The organism is Qipengyuania proteolytica (genome assembly GCF_019711565.1).
GTDB classification, from domain to species: Bacteria; Pseudomonadota; Alphaproteobacteria; order Sphingomonadales; family Sphingomonadaceae; genus Qipengyuania; species Qipengyuania proteolytica.
Genome location: NZ_JAIGNN010000003.1, coordinates 25,325 through 43,498, shown reverse-complemented (window position 1 = coordinate 43,498; position 18,174 = coordinate 25,325). Strand labels below are relative to the sequence as shown.

The window sequence follows — 18,174 nt, the reverse complement described above, 5'->3', positions numbered from 1 at the left end:
TGCGGGGTGGAAGGGGTTAGCGGAGACGGCCGCGTAGGCGCGAGATGATGCCGCGGCGCTTGGGTTCGCGCAGCAGGTCGACCAGCGTTTCGGTATCGTAGGGCTTGGTCAGGATGCAGCCGAGTTCGGCGATTTCTTCGGGTATGTCCTGCGGCATGCCGGTCGAGAAGACGATGCGCGGCGTATCGGGGCCGAGCGTCCTGACGAGTTCGGCGATCGCCCAGCCGTCGTCGCGGTCCGCGAGGTGGACGTCGAGCACGATCGCTTCGGGCTGCAGGCTGCGTAGAGCGGCCAGGGCCTGGTCGGTCGAGGTGCTGATCTGCACCGTTTCGACCCCGGCATCTTCCAGCGCCTGCTCGATCGAGAGGCCGAGCACGGCATCGTCCTCCACCACGAGGACGCGGCGGGGAAGGGGCTGTGTGGCAGGTTCGGCTTCGGGCTTGGACATGGTGCGGTTCGGGAAACGCCGGAATGGCGTCGCTAAAGATCAAAAGCCGCTGGGCCATCAGCGTTCCGGCCGGTGCCGACAATTCTCCCGCCGTGGCCCGCAGGCAACAGTGCGCGATTACAGCGGTTTGCGATAGATCGCGTATTCACGGTTCACCGCGCTGCCGATCGCATCGGCAATCGCCATCATTCCCTGGTTGTCGTCCAGTACCCAGCCGATCTCGGCGCGCCGGGTGCCGTATTCCGCCACCGCGTTGCGACGGATATGCTCGATCATCATGAAGGCGAGCTGGCTGGCTAGCCGCGAATTGTGGAGTTCCTTGAGCACGCCCATCAGCGGCACGCGCATGTCGACGTTCGCGGGTCTTCTCAGCCAGCGCAGCATGCGCACCCAGCCGAACGGCAGCAGCTTGCCGTCGATCCGCTTGAGCACGCCGTTCACGTCGGGGAAGGTGAGCATGAAGGCGACGGGCCGGCCGTCGAGTTCCGCGATCATGTTGAGGTTTTCGCGGATGATCGGCTTCAGTTTCTTGCCGGCATAGGCGATCTCGTCCGGCGTGAAGGGTACGAACCCCCAGTTCTTCGACCAGGCATCGTTGAGGATGCCCAGCACGATCTGGACTTCGGCATCCCAGCGGGACTTGTCGACATAGCGGATGCGGATCCGCTCGTTGCGCTCCCCCGACTGGACGATGCGGCGGATCAGCGGCGGAAATTCCTTCGTCACCTCGAGATCGTAGGTGAGGAGCGTCTTCGCGAGCGTGTAGCCCGCGGCTTCGATCCACGCGGCATAATGCGCCGGATGATGGCCCATCATGATCATCGGCGCATGGTCCTGCCCCTTCACGAGCAGGCCGGGCTCCTCCCAGATCGACATCGAGATCGGGCCGAGCACATGGGTCATGCCCTGCTCGCGCAGCCATTGCTCCGCCGCCGCCAGCAAGGCCCTGGCGACCCCCTCGTCCTCTGCGTCGAAATAGCCGAACATGCCTGTGCCCAGACCCATGCCCTGCTCCGGCGGCAGTTCGAGCGCGAGACGATCGATATGCGCCGAAATGCGCCCGACATCTCGCCCGCCGCGCGTGGCGACGAACAGCTGGTGACTGGCATGGCCGAAGAAGGGGTTCTTGTCCGGGTTGACCAGCTCGAGCTGCTCGGAGCGCAATTGCGGCACTGCATGCGGCTCGCGCGCGGCGAATGCGCGGCCGAGGTCCACGAAGCGCGCGCGCCCCTGCTTGCCGCTGACCGGCTCGATCCCTATATCGCTCGCAGACACCAACGCACCTCTCGTTCAGCCTGCGTTAGCCCGTTGTGTGCTGAATGATCTTTGTCAAGGAATGACCCGCGGCCTTCCGCTACCCCGATCACTATGATCGCAAGCGACCGCTGTATTCCAAGCCCCTTTTGCGATAGGGGACCCCCAAGGAAACCGAGACATGACCGCCCACCAGACCATGCCTTCTGACGACTTTGTCGCGCGCCGCGATGCGGGCGCCGGCTGGCATGCGCAGATGCCCGACGACAAGGCCATGCTGCGCGCCGCGCGCGACCTGACCAAGGACATCGCCGAGGCGCGTGCGGCTATCTACTGGTCCGACATGATCGGTTCGGCCCTGCTTGGCTATGCCGCTATCGCCGGCGCGGTCCTCGTCGACGGCACGTTGGCGAAGCTCGCCCTCGGTCTCGTGGGCTCGCTCGCCTTCTACCGCGCGCTGATGTTCATCCACGAGCTGACGCACATCCACAAAAATGCGCTGCCGGGCTTCCGGCTGGGCTGGAACCTGCTGGTCGGCATCCCGCTGCTGGTCCCCTCCTTCATGTATGAAGGTGTCCACACGCTGCACCACAAGCGCACGCAGTACGGAACCATCGAGGATCCCGAATACTTGCCCCTCGCGCTGATGAAGCCGTGGAGCCTGCCGGTCTTCGTGCTGGTGGCGCTGCTGGCCCCGGTGGGCCTGATCATCCGCTTCGCGCTGCTCGTGCCCCTCGGGGTGATCATCCCGCCGGTGCGCAAGTTCGTGTGGGAGCGAGCCTCCTCGCTCTCGATCAATCCCGATTTCCGCCGCCGCGCGCCGGATCCCGATTTCGGCAAGCGGGTGCGCTGGCAGGAGATCGCGGGCATGGTGTGGGCCTGGGTGCTCGTATCCAGCGTGTTCTGGCTCGGCTGGGCGCCGCTGCTCACAGCCGGGGCGATCCTGTCGGTGACGGCGCTGCTCAACCAGCTGCGGACGCTGGTGGCCCATCTGTGGGAGAACGAGGGCGAGGCGATGACCGTCACGGCCCAATTCCTCGACAGCGTCAATGTACCGCCACCGGGTCTGGCTGCCGAGATCTGGGCGCCGGTCGGGCTGCGTTATCACGCGCTGCACCACCTGATGCCGTCGATGCCGTATCATTCGCTGCCGGAGGCGCATCGCCGCCTCGTGCGCGAGCTGGGCGGGGCTTCGACCTATCACGGGGCGAACCACAAAGGCATGCTCACGCTGGTCGGGCGGATCGCGCGCAGCACGATGACGCCGCGCGGCTGAGACCAATCGCGGAAAGACCACGAAAAAGGCCGCTCCCCTCGGTGATCGGGAGCGGCCTTCGTTTTTCGCCGGACGCACTGTCCGGAGAACGCGTCGGTATCAGTCGACGTTGACGTCGGCCTGTACGCCGTCTTCGCTGATCGTCGCGTCGACGTCTGCACCGTCGATCGTCACCCTCGAACCGTCTTCGCCGTCGACCGGAACCGGCTCGGCAACGACGGTTTCGGTAGCGGTCGGCGTGATCACGGTGGTGTCCGTGCCGTCGGTTGCGGCCGTGTCGTCGGCGGCAGGTGCATTGGCTTCGGCGCAGGCGGCAAGCGCCAGGGCTGCGGCCAGCGTCGGGATTGCGAACTTCTTCATGCCGTATCTCCTTTGTGGCAAGATTGTGGCATCAATGCCGGAAGAGGGCAGACGGTTCCCGTTTCACCCGAGAAAACGGATCATCACGCAGCGCCGCTCGCGCGGCAGGCCGCGCGCGACCGCCGCTTCGAGCGACTGGGCGAGGTGCGGACGGCTGTCCAGCTCCTCCAGTTCGACGTAGCCATGGCGCGCATAGAAGGGCGCGTTCCAGGGAATATCGAGATAGGTGTTGAGCGTGATCGCGCGCAGGCCGCAGTTGCGGGCGTCGACGGCGAGCGCTTCGAGCAGCGTCGCCCCGATCCCGCACCGCTGGTGCGATCGTGCGACGCTGAGTTCGTGCAGGTGCAGCTCGCGCCCGACCGGCGCTGCCGCAGCAAACCCCACCACCCGCTCCGCTTCATGCGCGGTAAGGCAGTGGCCCCTGCGGATCAGCTTGCGATACGCATCCGCGCTTTGCGACGGCGGGAGGGAAACACCCTGGAGCGAAGGCTCATCGCGCAACAGGTTCGCCGCATCCTCCTCGACCGCATGGAAGCCTTCCGCATCCCCGGGCCGGGCGAGGCGGATGTGCCACTCGCTCATTCCTCGGTCCGGACGAGCACGGTCTCACCGATCAGCACGAACAGCAGGAAGGGTGCCCAGGCGGCGAGGAACGGGGGATAGCCCCCGAAGCTGCCCATCGCCAGCGCGGCATTGTCGACCACGAAATAGGCGAAGCCCAGCGCCATGCCGATCACGGCGCGCAGGAACAGCTGGCCCGAACGGGCGAGACCGAAGGCGGCCACCGCACCCAGCAGCGGCATGAGGAAGGCCGACAGCGGGCCGGATATCTTGTGCCACCACTTGGCGCGCAATTCCGCCGTGCGGCGCCCCGCCGCTTCATAAGCGGCAATCGAGCCCGACAGCTCCCAGAACGGCTGCGCTTCGGGATCGACCCAGGCGAGGTCGATCTGCGCCGGTGTGAGGCCCTGGCCCACCACCATGCCGTTCGGTTCGTCGGTCACCGCGTTCTGCACGCTGAAGCGCGTCACATCCTCCAGCCGCCAGCCGGGATTGGCGTAGGTCGCACGCGCCGCGTCCACCTGCTCGACGATCGTGCCGTCGGGGTTGCGGGCGTACCAGGTGACGTCGCGCATGACGATCCGCTCGCCCGAGCCGGAGAGGTTGGCCGCGGTCAGCACGCTCGTGCCGTCGCTCAGGTACACGTTGGCGCGGATGTCCGTCTCTTCGGGCACCGCGCCATATTCGACCGCTTCCCACGCCTTGAGCGTGGCGGTGGCGCGGGTGGTGATCCGCTCGTTGAAGCCGAAGCTGATCAGCGAGACCATGCCCGCCGTCAGCAGCAGCGGCGCCAGCACCTGGTGTGCGGACAGGCCGGCCGCCTTCATCGCGATCACCTCGCTGTTCTGGTTCAGCGCCACCAGCGTGATGAGGGTCGCAAGGAGGACCGAATAGGGCAGGAAGCTCTGGATCAGCTGGGGGATGCGCAGGCCCGCATAGGTGAGGAGCTCGCCCTGTCCGTTGCCCTCGACCGCGAGGATTTTGCCGCTGTTCGACAGCAGGTCGAGCATCATCAGGACGAGGACCAGCATGAAAAGCATCGCCAGGATGCGCACCACGAACAGCTTCGCGAGATAGAGCGTCAGCGTGCGCGAGGGGAAGAAATCGAGCTGCATGGGTCGTCCCTATTCCGCCGGCGCTGCCGACAGGTCGATGCCGAGCGGGCGGCGGCGCCTGCGGAACAGCTTGCTCACGCGCTTCGAGAGCTTGGCGAACCAGACCTCCAGCGCGCCGATCGCCTGCCCGCCGGGCACATAGGCGACCCGCCAGTACATCCAGACGATCAGCGCCGCGAACAGCACGAAGGGGCCCCACAGGGCGAGGATCGGATCGATCCGGCCGAGCGCGGCGATGTCCTCCCCGTACTGGTTCACCTTGTGATAGGCGACGACCATGATGATCGACAGGAACACGCCGAGCGCGCTGGTCGATCGCTTGGGCGGGATGCCCAGCGCCACCGCGAGCAGCGGCAGCAGCGCCATCATCACCACCTCCACCAGCCGGAAATTGAAGCTCGCCTGGCTGGCGTCGCGCTTGGCGTCGGGGCTGTCCGCGCTCCAGCCGATGCGCAGCAGTTCGGGCAGGATGTATTCGCGCTCGGCATCGCCGCGGTCACGGAACGCCTCGATTGCGGGCAGGTCGATCGGCAAATCGTGGCGGGTGAAGGTGAGGACGCGCGGGGTGTTGTCGCCGCTCTGCTGGACGATAGTGCCGTCGGTCAGCCGCAGGATGATGGTATCGGGGCTGTCGCTCGTGGCGAGGAACGCGCCCTCGCTGGCCGAGATCGACAGCACCTCGCCCTTGTCGTTCGCCACGCGCGCGAAGATGCCGCGCAGCTGCCGCCCTTCGTCTTCGCTCTGCTCGATGCGCAGCGCCATGCGGTCGGCCAGCTGGGTGAATTCGCCCACCTTGATCGACGCGCCCAGCGCGCCCGACCGCAGTTCGTATTCGAGCTGCTCGTAATAATAGCGGCTGATCGGCTGGACGTAGAACACCAGCGCCACGTTCACCGCCATCAGCAGCGCGGTGATGATGTACGGCACGCGCAGCAGCCGTCCGTAGCTCATGCCGACGGCGCGGAACACATCGAGTTCGCTGGTCGTGGCGAGCTTGCGGAAGGCGAGGAGGATGCCGAGCAGCAGGCCCAGCGGGATCGCGAGGCTGGCATATTCGGGCACCAGCGCCGCGAGCATCTGGAAAACGACGCCGACTGGCCCGCCTTCGACCGAGACGAATTCGAACAACCGGCCCATCTTCTCCAGCGTCAGCAGCGACGCGGCGACGAAGAACACGCCCATCATCGGCACGATCACGAGCCGGAAGATATAGCGGTCGATGGCGGGGAGGAAATTGAACAAGGGTTTGCGCCGGTCTCTCTTCTCGCTTCGGCCCCTAGCGCGAAATTCGGCGCAGGTCATGCCCCTTGGCGTGCTGCGGCGAAATCACCAGAACCGGCTGCCCGGAACGCCCTTGAATGGCCCCGCCTCGCGCGAGGTGATCCAGCCTCCGTAGAACTGTCCCGGCTGGGGCGTCACCTGCTCGCCATCGACGGTCACGTGATCGAAGGGCGCGGCATAGAAGGCGATGTGATCGGCGACGCCGGCGAAAGCGGGCGTGGGATCGGGATAGGACCAGCCGACGCCTGCCAGGGTCTGCCCGGCGATCGTGACGTCCCAATAGCGGGCCTGACCCTTCCATTCGCACAAGGAACGCTGCGGATTGGGCGACAGGCAGGCCATCGCGATGTCGCATTGCGGGATGTAGTATGTGGGCGGGTGGCTCGTCTCGAGCGTGCGCCACGCGGCGCGGGTGTCGACCAGCGTCACGTCACCATGACGGATCAGGATATGGCGACGGGTCGGCTCGGCAATGGCCGGGCGGGGATAGTCCCAGACGCTTTCCTGCCCATCCGCGACCGGATCGGGTTCCGGATGGCCGGGAAAGGCGATCGGCCTAGGCCTTTTCCAGCGTGCACTGGAGCGGGTGCTGGTTCTGCCGGGCGAAGTCCATCACCTGGTTCACCTTGGTCTCCGCGACTTCGTAAGGGAAGATGCCGCACACTCCGACACCCTTCTGGTGGACGTGGAGCATCACCCGCGTCGCCTCTTCCATGTCCATGCGGAAAAAGCGCTTCAATACGATCACCACGAATTCCATCGGCGTGTAATCGTCGTTCAGCAGCAGCACCTTGTACTGGCTCGGCTTTTTCGGCTTGGTCCGCGTCTTGGTGGCGATGCCGACCTGGCCTTCACCGTCGCGGGCGCCATCATCGCCTTCGGCGGCGCGGGCGGGGAGGGAAGTCAGGCGATCGATCATTGCAGGGCCATTATCGTAACGCATCAGCAATTCGCAAGGCGCGAACGGCATCTAAAGCCGCAGGCGGGTTAAGAAAGCGCTCAAGCGCGACGTGTCGCAGACGAAAAATAAGGCCGGATGGCGCAATGCCATCCGGCCCCGTTTGTCCAATCACCGGGCAAGGGAGAGAGGAGAGAGCCCGGCGGATTGAAACGCGTGTGCCTCGCTTAGGCGGCCTTCGAGAACTTCTCGGCAGCCAGGCTCATGCGAGTCGAGATCGGAGCGAAAGCTTCGTTCGCGAGCTTGAGCATGGCTTCGGTGTTCTTCGAGGTGGTCGAAACCATGGCGTCGAAGTTGCGACGGGCGAGTTCGCCCTGCAGCTGGAACAGCTCGGTCGGCGACTTCACGGCAGCCATCTTCTTGACGTCGGCCTGGACGGTTTCGACGGCACCCTTGGCTTCGGCGACATAGGCGCGGCCCATGTCCTGCATGCCCGAAGCGAGGATCTTGCCCGATTCGACGAGGGCTTCGAAATTGCCCTTCTGGAATTCGACGGCGTCCTTGGTCAGTTCGGTGCCCTTGTCATAGGCAGCCTTGGCACGGGTCTGCGCGTCGGCAGCCAGTTCCTTGGCCTTGGCGGTGTAGTCGGTGGTCTTTGCGGTCTTGGCAGTGGCCATGATATTTTCCTTCAGCTTGGAAATCGGGGAAATCTTTGCGGTGGTCGCCTTCTTCGGGGCGGCCGCAGTCTTCTTGGGAGCGGTCTTCGCAGCGACCGGCTTCTTGGCCGGGGCCTTCTTCGCGATGGCCTTCTTGGCAGGCGCCTTCTTGGCGGCGGCCTTCTTCTTGGGCGCAGCCTTGGCGGGCTTGGCCGCGACGGCTTCTGCCACCTTGGCGGCCTTGGCCGGTGCGGGCTTGTCGGCTTCGACAGCCTTTTCGACGGCCTTCTCGTTCACCGTCGCCTTGGCGGCATCGGCGGTCTTCTTTTCCGCGGCCTCGGCGAAAGCCTTCTCGGCGGCGGCATCGATCTTGCTCTGGCTGTCAGCCATGGGAACCTCGCTTTTGTTGCACTGCACAAAATAGGCATTGCAACTGCGAAGTCAAGGAAATTTTGTGCACTGCACAATAAACGGCGACGAGCCGTTATTTCAGCGGGTTAGCGCGTGGCGACGTAGCGTCCTGGGGCGTTCTCGATCACTTTATCCCCCTTGCCGCCGGGCTTGCGCTTGCCGGTTGCAGCCACGGTTTCGCCGTCCTGTTGGCGCAGCCAGTCGATCCAGTCGGGCCACCAGCTGCCCGGATGTTCGACCGCGCCGTCGCGGAATTCCTTGAGCGAGCGGGGGGCGCCATCGTTGAGCCAGTACTGGTACTTGCCCGCATCGGGCGGGTTGACCACGCCGGCGATATGGCCCGAGCCTGCAAGGACGAACCTGATGGGCCCCTTGAAGTGCTCGGTGATCTTCCAGACGCTTTCGGCCGGCGCGATGTGATCTTCCTTGCCCGCCTGCACATAGGTCGGGGTCTCGACCAGGCCGAGATCGACGGGGGTGTTGTCCACGCTCAGCGCATCGGCTTCGACCAGGCGGTTGTCGCGATAGAGGTCGCGCAGGTATTGCTGGTGCCACTTAGCGGGCAGGTTGGTGACGTCGCCGTTCCAGTGCAGCAGGTCGAAGGCCGGGTAGTCCTCGCCCAGCAGGTAGTTGTTGACGACGTAGTTCCAGATCAGGTCGGTGCCGCGCAGCAGGTTGAAGGTTGCAGCCATGTAGCGCCCGTCGAGATAGCCGTCGGGGCTCATCGCCTTGATCAGGCCGAGCTGGCCTTCGTCGATGAAGTTGAGCAGTTCGCCCGCCTTCTCGAAATCGACCTGCGCGGTGAAGAAGGTCGCGCTCTTGACCTTGTCCTGCTGGCCGCGGCGGTGGAGCAGGGCGAGCGTGGCGGCGAGCGTGGTGCCGGCGACGCAATAGCCGATCGCATGCACGCTCGGCACGGCGAGCCGTTCGCGGATGTGGTCGATCGCATCGATCTGCGCGCGCACGTAATCGTCCCAGATCACGTTCTTCATGCTGGCATCGGCCGATTTCCAGCTGACCATGAACACGGTCACGCCCTGGTCCACGGCCCATTTCACGAAGCTCTTCTTCGCGTTGAGGTCGAGGATGTAGAAGCGGTTGATCCACGGCGGGAAGATCACCAGCGGCGTGGCCATCACCTTGTCGGTGGTCGGCGCATACTGGATCAGTTGGTAGATCGGCGTTTCGTGGACGACCTTGCCCGGCGTCACCGCGATATTCTCGCCCAGCGTGAAGGCGCTGGCATCAGTATGGCTGAGCTGCCCGCGCCTGAGGTCCGCCAGCAGGTGCTCCATCCCCTTGACGAGATTGTCGCCCCGGCTTTCCAGCGTGCGTTCCAGCACGACCGGGTTGAGCAGCGGGAAGTTGGCCGGGCTCGCCGCCTCGGTAATCGCCTTGGTGGTAAAGCGCAGCTGCTCGCGCTTGTCTTCGCTCAGCCCTTCCATGCGGTCTACCATCTCGGTCACGCGCTGGGCGAGGAACAGGTAAGTCTGGTGGATCAGCGCGAAGGCCGGATGGGCCTTCCAGCGCGGATCGGCGAAGCGGCGGTCTTTCAACGGCAGTTCGGGATCGGCAACCGGCGTCCCTGCCATGTCGCCCATGCCGTATTGCGAGAGCACCTGCTGCCACAGCGCCATGCCTTCCTGCACCAGCGCCTGCTGTTCGGCCGGGTTGGCGAGCGGCATCTGGCGGAACCAGTCCTGCGCCATCTGCGTCCAGCGGGAGGGGTCGAAATAGCTCGCCAGCGCCTGCGGGTTGGCGAGCTGTTCGGCCTGGTATTCCAGCCACATTCCCTGCAGCTTCGCCCCGACTTCGGCCCAGTGCTGCGCGTCTTCGGGCTTCATCATGGCGCCGTCCGGCATTCCCGCACCGATCGAACCCTGGAACGGCGCGAAGAGCGCGCGGGCGAGCTTGGCCGGCGCTTCGTACATGTTGGTGAAGGGATCGGGGCTCGTGTCGGTCATCGTCGCTCCTCAAATCGGACAAGCGCGGGTTTCCCGCCTGTTAGGATATTCCGCGCGTGCTTGCACCTAGGCCGTTGGCGCATGCAGTATGAATAGGTAATCAGCGTGACTCGTCCAACGCCCTGTGGAGCCTAAATGTCCGACGAATTTTACCGTATCAAGCGCATGCCGCCCTATGTCATCGCCGAAGTCAATGCGATGCGCCACGCGGCACGCCAGGCGGGACGCGACATTATCGACCTCGGCATGGGCAACCCCGACCAGCCGCCCCCGCAGCATGTGATCGACAAGCTGTGCGAAGTCGCGGCCAAGCCGACCGCGCATGGCTATTCCCAGTCCAAGGGCATTCCCGGCCTGCGCCGCGCGCAGGCGAACTATTACCAGCGCCGCTTCGGGGTGGAGCTCGATCCGAACAGCGAAGTGGTCGTGACGATGGGCTCGAAAGAGGGCCTGTCCTCCATGGCCACCGCGATCAGCGCGCCGGGCGACGTGATCCTCGCACCAAGCCCGGCCTATCCGATCCACACCTACGGCTTCATCATCGCCGGCGCGACCATCCGCAGCGTGCCGACGACGCCCGACGAGCGTTACTGGAAGGCGCTCGAGAACGCGATGGCATATACCGTGCCGCGGCCGACGGTGCTGGTGGTGAACTATCCCAGCAACCCCACGGCAGAGACGGTGGACCTCGCCTTTTACGAGCGGCTGGTCGACTGGGCGCGCGAGAACAAGGTCTGGGTGCTGTCGGACCTCGCCTATTCGGAACTCTATTACGACGGCAAGCCGACCCGCTCGATCCTGGAAGTGCCGGGCGCGAAGGACGTGGCGGTGGAATTCACCTCCATGTCCAAGACGTTCTCCATGGCCGGCTGGCGCATCGGCTTCTGCGTCGGTAACCAGCAGCTGATCGCCGCGCTGACGCGGGTGAAGAGTTATCTCGATTACGGCGCCTTCACCCCGATCCAGGCGGCGGCCTGCGCGGCGCTCAACGGGCCGCAGGACGTGGTCGAACAGAATCGCCTGCGCTACCAGCATCGCAGGGATGTGATGGTCGAAAGCTTTACCCGTGCCGGCTGGCCGATCCCCTCGCCGCCCGCGAGCATGTTCACCTGGGCGAAACTGCCACCCGGCTTCGAACACATGGGCAGCCTCGAATTCTCCAAGCAATTGCTCCAGCATGCCGAAGTTGCGGTGGCGGCGGGTGTAGGTTTCGGCGAGGAAGGCGAAGGATACGTCCGTATCGCCATGGTCGAAAACGAACAACGGATTCGCCAGGCGGCGCGCAATGTGAAGAAATTCCTTACCGAACACGCACGCTAAAACAGGATATCGCCGGACCGGTATTTTCCGATCGTCCGGAAACAGGCCGACTCTGCGTTTCGTTCTTGGCAACGGAATGGTTAATGCGCGCGCGTGAGCCTGCCTTCATTCCACTGGCTGTCGCGCAGCGATTCCGTGCCGCCGCGCTGGGACCTGCGCGCGATCGGCTGGTCGCTCCTGCCTGCCGTCCCTGGATTGGGGGACGAAGGCCGCGCACCCTGCCTGCTAGACTGGCGGAGCGGCTCGCGCATCGCGGACTGGTGCTGCATCCGTTGTCCGGCGTCGGTCGTGGCGGTCGGCGTTCCGCTATCGTCCGAGCGGGCCGAACTGCTCGCCGCCGGGCTGGGCGACGCGGTGGGGCCGGCGATCGACCGGGTCGAGCTCGCCGCGCGGCTCGGGCGGGTGGAAGACCATGCCGCGCGCCTCCCGCGCACGCGGCGCGCAGGGCCGCTCGCGCTCGACCTGTTCCAGCGCGATGCGCGGCATGGCGAGACCTGGCTCGGCCTCCACCCGCGCGAGTTCGCGCTGCTCTGGCGGCTGGCCGAAACGCCCTGCGCCCGCGTTTCGCGCCGCGACTTGCTGGCCGATGTCTGGCGAACGGAGCATGTGCCCGAAACCAATTCGCTCGAGGTCCACGTCTCGCGGCTGCGCGCCAAGCTGGCGATCGCACATTGCGCCTGGCTGGTCCGCACGCATCCCGACGGCGGATACCAGCTTGGGCGTGACCGCAACGGGCAGTTCCGCGAGCTCGGCCAAGGGGCGCGCGAAGCGCTGGACAGGCCGGTTGCGATCGGCAACTGTGTTCCCGACTGAGCTTCTGCGAGAGGAATGACGAGCAATGCAGCCGAACGAGCGTGTTTCGATCGAACTGGGCGACAATGGCGTGGCGCAGGTGCGCTTCACCCGCGGCGACAAGATGAACGCGCTCGACCCGGCGCAGTTCGAGGCGATCCTCGAGGCGGGCGAGGCGCTGCGCACGATGGAAGGCCTGCGCGCCGTCGTCCTCTCGGGCGAGGGGCGGGCCTTCTGCGCCGGGCTCGACCTGTCCAGCATGGCGTCGGGCGGATCGAACCCGCAGGCAAAGCTCGCCGAGCGCACCCACGGCAATGCCAACCGCGCGCAGGAAGCGGCGATGACCTGGCGCAAGTGCCCGGTGCCGGTGATCGCGGCGGTCCACGGCGTGTGCTTCGGCGGCGGCCTGCAGATCGCGAGCGGCGCGGACATCCGCGTGGTCCATCCCGCCACGCGCATGGCGGTGATGGAGATGAAATGGGGGCTGGTCCCCGACATGGGCGGCTATGCCCTGTGGCGCGGCCTGGTGCGCGACGACGTGCTGCGCGAGCTGACCTACACCAACCGCGAATTCACCGGGGCGGAGGCGCAGGTGCTGGGTCTGGCCACCGAAACCTCCGACGACCCGCTCGGCCGCGCGACCGAAATCGCCACCACCATCGCGACCAAGAACCCCGACGCGATCCGCGGCGCCAAGCGCTTGTTCAAGGTGATGCACGAGGAAGGCGAGGACGCCATCCTGATGGCCGAAAGCGTCGAGCAGGACGGGATCATCCGCACGCCGAACCAGGTCGAGGCAGTGATGGCGGAAATGGAAAAGCGCGCGCCGCGGTTTGGTTAGCGCGCCGCTCGGCTGACAACAGATGGCGGGCTCCGCAAGAAGCTGCTAGTTCCACCCAGATTGCATTTCAGGGACGCGTAAAAAATGCTGGGTTCGGTTTTGGCAGCGGCACTGACCGCCGCTGCCCCTGCGACGGATAGCGAGGTCGATGAGGCGCTGATGCGCTCCTATCTTTCTGCGGTCCTTGCGAGGGATACGGCCTTTCTCATGGCGAATTCCCATCCCCAGGTCACGTACGACCCTGACTTCCGGGCGAGGCAGACGCCGAGCAACCTCGAGGACAGTGTCGAGGCGATTCTAGAGAAAATCAGGGATTGCGACGTGGGGGCGCTCATGCGCAACCGAGGATCGCTAAGCTACACCGTCAACTGGTGGTGCGGCTATTACGACGAGCCTGCTGGGGCACCCTTCGAGGGGGCAGGCGCCACGCTACGCGTGCGCGACGGTCTGGTCGAAATCGGCAATTTCAGCTGGTCGGGCCCTTATCCTACGTGGACGCCGAGGCGTGTCGGTCGATAACCTGGTGAGAGACGTGCCCGTGCCGGAGATGCGGGAATGTTGCGGGGCTGCGCGGTGAGCGAGGCCGGCGAGGCAAGGCGCCTGTTCATCGGTCTCCCACCCATATGCGAAACCCGTCCGATTTCGAACTGGCCGGGCGATTTTACGATCCGTCCCTGAAGCAGGAGGTTTACAGCCAGAGGATCAGGACGCTGAATCGCCTGACGCTGCTTCCCGGTGCCGAAGATGCGCTGGCCTTCTATCTGCTCGACTACGCGCCATGTCCGATCTTCGATGGACGGCTGGTGGATGCGATCTGGGCGGCGAAGCTGACCGGATTGATGTTCTCGCCGCTGCACCGGCCGCAGAAGGGCGATGCCAAAGAAAAGTACATCCAGACCTATAATTATTGGACGGAGCAGGGCGCGTTTTGACCGGTCCGATGCCCCGGCAGAATGGTCTGCGTTCGATGGCGATCAGGTCGGCATCGCTTGTCGCTGCCGCGATCCTGCTGTTTGTCGCGGGCCGGCTCGTTCTCGATTACCTGCCGCGGTTCGGGCTGCCGCCTTGCGAAAGGCCCGACTGGCTCTTCCATACGCTCCGCGGCCTCGTTGCGGTGCTGATCGTCATCGGTATCGGCGCGCAGCTCCGCTTGCAACGCGATCCCCACGTGCGCCGCCTGGCGCTCGCATTGGCAGTTCCGCTTGCGGCGCTTGGCGTCCAGGAAGCCGCCAACCGGCATGAAGCGCGCCAGCAAGGGCAATGCAAAAGCCGGACCCTGGCGCAGGCGATACGGATCTGCCAGGCCGATCCGACGCACTTTCGCCTCGGGGAAAGCGATTATGGGGCCCGCGTCCTCACGCTCGTGCCCCCGGGTACCACCGGCCCTGCCTGGAATTGTCTCCAGAGCTGGGCGACGTACCGGAACGACATCTCGCTCGTGGCCGACGAGGCAATGTACCGCTCGCGCAAAAACTGAGTCACGCTCGTCGGGGCCGAAGCCACTTTCCTACTCGCGCCGAATTTGGCTTAACCTCGCGGATGACGAACCATCCGCACCCCTCCTCGTTCGCGCATGACGGCGATCACGCTGCCGATGCGCTCCCCGCAACCATCGAGAACGCCGACGCGCCCGAACCCGCGCGCCACGACGGCTGGACGCCCGCGCGGCAGGCAGCCTTCCTGCGCGAGCTGGCCGCGACGCACAATGTTTCTGCCGCAGCGCGCGCCGTGGGCATGGGGCGGCAGTCCGCCTACAAGCTGCGCGCGCGGCTGCACGGCACGCCCTTCGACAAGGCGTGGGAGGCGGCGTTCCTCTCCCGTTTCGACGTGCTGGCCGAGGCCGCGCTCGAGCGCGCGCTCAACGGCGTGGAGGTCCCGCATTTCTACAATGGCGAACTCGTCGGTACCTCGCGCCGCTATGACGAGCGGCTGACGCTGGCGCTGCTCGCCATGCGCAAGAGCTTCGTCCGGCCGCCCCGCGCGCGCCGCGATCCCGCGACCGCCTTTGCCTCGGACGAGCTTGCCGCGTTGGCCGATCGGGTCGAGCGCGGTCCTGTGGACTGGCTCGAGGAGGAGCAGCAGGAACTGGACGCGCGCTATGACGCCGCCGCTTGTGACAGCTCCGGAGCCGGGGAGGGGGCGGGGGGCTCCCGATGACGCCTCGCCCGGTGAACCGGACGAATTTGGCGAATGATAACAGCGTCTTGAGGGTTTCTAGCGGCAGGCGACAGGGTGTCGCCCTTGTCGCCAAGGTGTCGCCCGGATGGCTTTACCCGAACACCGCCACGCTCTGCATCCCGTCGAGCACCTGCCGGCCGTCCGCATTCCACAGCCGCAGCCGCTCGCTCGAATAGCCGGCATCGGCATGCTGGCTGGCGTTTTCGGACAGCCACCAGCCGTCGCGCGTTGTCGGCGCGGTGTCGAGCAGGTTGAACGACCAGTTGATCGAGCTGATCGGCCCCTGCCGTTTCATCGCGCGCATGGCGCCCGGCGGCAGGACGTCGCCCAGCAGGATCAGCTCGCTGACGGGATCGAGCCCCTCGCGGTCGGTGAGCCGCGCCCAGCGACGCACCACCGGCTCGCCCGGCCCGCTGAAATCCTGCGCGCGGCGGATCTCGAAATTGTTCTGGATGAAGGCTGGGCCCTTGCCGGTCATCGCGGTCTCCGCCTCCTCGGGCGGGCCGGGCCAGTCGGCGACCGGCGCGGCGGGATGGACGGCATTGGGCTCGCGCGCGGTGCCGAACAGCCAGAAGGCGGTGAGGGTGCAGTGTCCCTCGCACCAGATCTCGCTGCGCACCTGCGCGACGTTGCGCCCCTGGCGCACGATCTCGCGCTTCAGCTCGACCTCCGGCCCGGTCGGCGCGACGAAGGCCACCTGGCCTGCGCGCAAGGGGGGCAGGTCGGGAAAGGCGCGCACCGCGGCAAGGTAGGCGATCAGCGCCGATGCCCCGCCATAGAGCGTGCGGCCCTGCAGCCAGTTGTCGAGGTTCTCGAAGCGGGTCGCACCGCCCTCTGCGGCGATCGGGTCGATCAGGTTGGCAAGGCTCATGCCGCCGTCATTGCGGCTCTGCCGCCGCGCGTCCAGACTGACGTTACGTAAAGGTGCCACGTGGCGATTGCCAAGCCTGCACAGAATCGCTAGTGCGCCGCTTCCTTCCCGAGAGGGAGGGCGAGGCCCGATGGCGGAGTGGTTACGCAGAGGACTGCAAATCCTTGCACGCCGGTTCGATTCCGGCTCGGGCCTCCACTTCCCGCAATCGGGAATGTGCCGCTTTAGCTCAGTTGGTAGAGCACATCATTCGTAATGATGGGGTCACAGGTTCGAGTCCTGTAAGCGGCACCACCTATCCGTTTCTGGATATCCCCAAAAGTCTTGAATTTCAGCCGTTTTTCGGTGATAGTTTGGCTCCCGGCGGCGGTGCACGTCTCTGCTGGTGTCCCCAGAATTCAGTGTTTTTGGGGGCACTCGCCGCGAAAGCGGGCTGAGGTGCCCTCAAATGGCTCTTAAAGCATGAGAAGTTAAGGCATATTCGCCTGCTACAAAGACCTATCGCAGAAGCGATGAGAACTGTCTCTATCTTGAGATTCGTCCCAACGGCTCAAAGCTTTGGCTTCTCCAATACCGTGTGGACGGCAAGGAAAAGCGGCTGGGGCTGGGAAGCTATCCGGCCATAAGTCTGGCTGATGCTCGAAAAGCAAGAGACGAAGCTCGCGCGACCATCCAAGCCGGTGGCGATCCCTTGCATGATCGCAAGATGTCGAAAATCTAGCGGAGAGTTGGCGCAAGGCACACATTCCAATCGGTCACCGAGGATTTTATCGCCACCAAATTGGAAGCGAATGGCAAGGCAGAATCGACAATCAACGAGGCGCGATGGTTCTTTGCGCACCTGTCCGGCGCGATTGGGAAAAGGCCCATTGCGGATATCGAGCCAGCCGAAGTGCTGGCGGCGCTTAAGGTCATCGAGCGGCGGGGGCATCGCGAGACGGCTGTCCGGACGCGTAATTTTGCCAGCCGCGTTTTCCGCCACGGCGTAGCAACCACAAGATGCAAGAGCGATCCCGCTCATCTCCTGTCCGATGCATTGGCGGCTCCGGTGGTAAAGCACCATGCTGCGATGCTTGAAGCTGCGCCCCTAGGCGAATTCCTCAGAGCCAAAGACGACTACATGGGCGGGCCGATTGTAAAGCTGGCCATGCAGCCTAGTCCGCACATGTTTTTGCGTCCTGGCGAACTGCGCCAAGCCCACTGGGAAGAGGTGAATTGGGAAGAAGCGCATTGGACCATTCCGGGCAATCGCACAAAGCTGCGTCGTCCTCATACGGTGCCATTATCTAGCCAAGCACTCGCCATGCTTTGCGAGCTAGAGCAGCATTCCGGTGGCTTCGAGCTGATGTTTCCTGGCCAAAGGTCGCACAGACGCCTGATGCGCAAGCTCGCGCGCGAACGCGAGGGCATGATGCTCATCACAGCGTGGCAGGTTTCAGAACATGAAAGGGCGTGTATCCCCGTTGCATACGTAACGGATTGTGGCAACCATTGGGAGAGGTCAGGACTTGAGGGAATCCTGCGATGCTCCCACTTGCGGTTCTGGCGCCCCCGCTGGTGCCCCCAGTTCTTCGAGCCTGATTGGGGTCGTTTGATTTTAGCTGATCTCGAATCTAGTTTGCAAATGGCGCAATTCCTAGACTGCTGCGCCGTAGTTAGCCTATTTGACCTTAGTTGTATCTGGGGAATGGCGGTGCTGTCAGTCGCATCGCAAATTGTCTCGGAAAGAACGGCAGCTTTGCGCCCTAATCTCGGTCATTTAGGTGCCAGATGAGAATGCCTGAAACCAGACCGACAGATTTGCATCGGCAACTGCCCTCGCCAACGTCTGATCACGGGGACGAACCTCCCACTATTGAGGCTCGGAAAGAAAAGCGAAATTGCTCATCTGCGCAATCTCTTCGCTTAGAGAATTATTAACCAAGACTTTGCTACCCCCCGCGGGAGT

General features: G+C 64.8%; 20 protein-coding genes, 2 tRNA genes and 2 pseudogenes. 13 read left to right on the top strand and 11 right to left on the bottom strand.

Annotated elements, in window-relative coordinates; genetic code table 11:
- Positions 1-16 precede the first annotated feature (16 nt).
- Both K3172_RS14325 and K3172_RS14320 read right to left on the bottom strand, forming a co-directional pair.
- Entirely contained in the window at positions 17-448 is a 432-nt protein-coding gene (locus K3172_RS14325) for a response regulator (RefSeq protein ID WP_221591287.1), read from the bottom strand.
- A 117-nt stretch (positions 449-565) separates the two neighbouring features.
- The gene (locus K3172_RS14320) at positions 566-1,723 is read right to left on the bottom strand and encodes a GNAT family N-acetyltransferase (RefSeq protein ID WP_221591286.1); all 1,158 of its coding nucleotides are present in this window, start codon (positions 1,721-1,723) and stop codon (positions 566-568) included.
- A gap of 160 nt (positions 1,724-1,883) precedes the next feature.
- Here K3172_RS14320 and K3172_RS14315 point away from each other — a divergent pair, with 160 nt between their 5' ends.
- A complete protein-coding gene (locus tag K3172_RS14315) occupies positions 1,884-2,978 on the top strand; it encodes a fatty acid desaturase family protein (protein ID WP_221591285.1) in 1,095 nt (364 codons plus the stop codon).
- Between the two features lie 99 nt (positions 2,979-3,077).
- On the opposite strand, the gene K3172_RS14310 is transcribed toward K3172_RS14315, so the two are convergent.
- The 8 genes from K3172_RS14310 to K3172_RS14275 form a co-directional block, all read right to left on the bottom strand.
- Positions 3,078-3,338, bottom strand: a complete 261-nt coding sequence (locus K3172_RS14310; RefSeq protein ID WP_221591284.1) for a hypothetical protein — start codon at positions 3,336-3,338, stop codon at positions 3,078-3,080.
- A gap of 63 nt (positions 3,339-3,401) precedes the next feature.
- Positions 3,402-3,920, bottom strand: coding sequence for a GNAT family N-acetyltransferase (locus tag K3172_RS14305; protein ID WP_221591283.1), 519 nt, complete (start codon positions 3,918-3,920; stop codon positions 3,402-3,404).
- Positions 3,917-5,014, bottom strand: a complete 1,098-nt coding sequence (gene lptG / locus K3172_RS14300; RefSeq protein WP_221591282.1) for an LPS export ABC transporter permease LptG — start codon at positions 5,012-5,014, stop codon at positions 3,917-3,919. The genes K3172_RS14305 and lptG overlap by 4 nt, the downstream gene beginning before the upstream one ends.
- Positions 5,015-5,023: 9 nt before the next feature.
- Positions 5,024-6,256: an LptF/LptG family permease gene (locus K3172_RS14295; protein WP_247718251.1), complete on the bottom strand. Its 1,233-nt coding sequence runs from the start codon at positions 6,254-6,256 to the stop codon at positions 5,024-5,026.
- 84 nt (positions 6,257-6,340) lie between these two features.
- Complete coding sequence (locus K3172_RS14290) at positions 6,341-6,847, bottom strand: DUF427 domain-containing protein (protein ID WP_221591516.1); 507 nt, start codon at positions 6,845-6,847, stop codon at positions 6,341-6,343.
- 4 nt (positions 6,848-6,851) lie between these two features.
- Entirely contained in the window at positions 6,852-7,214 is a 363-nt protein-coding gene (clpS, locus tag K3172_RS14285) for an ATP-dependent Clp protease adapter ClpS (RefSeq protein ID WP_221591280.1), read from the bottom strand.
- A 206-nt stretch (positions 7,215-7,420) separates the two neighbouring features.
- Positions 7,421-8,239, bottom strand: a complete 819-nt coding sequence (locus K3172_RS14280; RefSeq protein WP_221591278.1) for a phasin family protein — start codon at positions 8,237-8,239, stop codon at positions 7,421-7,423.
- Between the two features lie 107 nt (positions 8,240-8,346).
- Complete coding sequence (locus tag K3172_RS14275; protein ID WP_221591277.1) at positions 8,347-10,224, bottom strand: PHA/PHB synthase family protein; 1,878 nt, start codon at positions 10,222-10,224, stop codon at positions 8,347-8,349.
- A gap of 135 nt (positions 10,225-10,359) precedes the next feature.
- Here K3172_RS14275 and K3172_RS14270 point away from each other — a divergent pair, with 135 nt between their 5' ends.
- From K3172_RS14270 to K3172_RS14240, 7 genes are all read left to right on the top strand, one after another.
- Entirely contained in the window at positions 10,360-11,544 is a 1,185-nt protein-coding gene (locus K3172_RS14270; protein ID WP_221591275.1) for an LL-diaminopimelate aminotransferase, read from the top strand.
- A 93-nt stretch (positions 11,545-11,637) separates the two neighbouring features.
- Positions 11,638-12,357 carry a winged helix-turn-helix domain-containing protein gene (locus tag K3172_RS15590; protein ID WP_345725671.1) on the top strand — a complete coding sequence of 240 codons (720 nt, stop codon included), beginning with the start codon at positions 11,638-11,640 and terminating at the stop codon, positions 12,355-12,357.
- A gap of 25 nt (positions 12,358-12,382) precedes the next feature.
- The gene (locus K3172_RS14260; protein WP_221591272.1) at positions 12,383-13,177 is read left to right on the top strand and encodes a crotonase/enoyl-CoA hydratase family protein; all 795 of its coding nucleotides are present in this window, start codon (positions 12,383-12,385) and stop codon (positions 13,175-13,177) included.
- Positions 13,178-13,261: 84 nt separating this feature from the next.
- Complete coding sequence (locus tag K3172_RS14255) at positions 13,262-13,696, top strand: hypothetical protein (RefSeq protein ID WP_221591270.1); 435 nt, start codon at positions 13,262-13,264, stop codon at positions 13,694-13,696.
- 104 nt (positions 13,697-13,800) lie between these two features.
- A complete protein-coding gene (locus K3172_RS14250) occupies positions 13,801-14,109 on the top strand; it encodes a hypothetical protein (protein ID WP_221591268.1) in 309 nt (102 codons plus the stop codon).
- Entirely contained in the window at positions 14,106-14,654 is a 549-nt protein-coding gene (locus K3172_RS14245; RefSeq protein WP_221591267.1) for a hypothetical protein, read from the top strand. Before K3172_RS14250 ends, K3172_RS14245 begins: the two co-directional genes overlap by 4 nt.
- Before the next feature lie 62 nt (positions 14,655-14,716).
- Positions 14,717-15,334 (top strand): hypothetical protein, encoded by a 618-nt coding sequence (locus K3172_RS14240; protein WP_221591265.1) that lies wholly within the window; start codon positions 14,717-14,719, stop codon positions 15,332-15,334.
- Positions 15,335-15,446: 112 nt separating this feature from the next.
- Here K3172_RS14240 and K3172_RS14235 read toward each other — a convergent pair whose 3' ends face one another.
- Entirely contained in the window at positions 15,447-16,226 is a 780-nt protein-coding gene (locus K3172_RS14235) for an acyl-CoA thioesterase (RefSeq protein WP_221591512.1), read from the bottom strand.
- A 124-nt stretch (positions 16,227-16,350) separates the two neighbouring features.
- On the opposite strand from K3172_RS14235, the gene K3172_RS14230 reads away from it, so the two are divergent.
- From K3172_RS14230 to K3172_RS14215, 5 genes and pseudogenes are all read left to right on the top strand, one after another.
- A tRNA-Cys gene (locus K3172_RS14230) sits at positions 16,351-16,424 on the top strand.
- 20 nt (positions 16,425-16,444) lie between these two features.
- Positions 16,445-16,520, top strand: a tRNA-Thr gene (locus tag K3172_RS14225).
- A 202-nt stretch (positions 16,521-16,722) separates the two neighbouring features.
- Positions 16,723-16,947 (top strand): annotated as a pseudogene (locus K3172_RS15840) (Arm DNA-binding domain-containing protein); the annotation flags it as partial.
- 36 nt (positions 16,948-16,983) lie between these two features.
- A pseudogene (locus K3172_RS15835) lies at positions 16,984-17,247 on the top strand (phage integrase central domain-containing protein); the annotation flags it as partial.
- Between the two features lie 48 nt (positions 17,248-17,295).
- Positions 17,296-18,000 carry a tyrosine-type recombinase/integrase gene (locus K3172_RS14215; protein WP_425594715.1) on the top strand — a complete coding sequence of 235 codons (705 nt, stop codon included), beginning with the start codon at positions 17,296-17,298 and terminating at the stop codon, positions 17,998-18,000.
- Positions 18,001-18,174 lie beyond the last annotated feature (174 nt).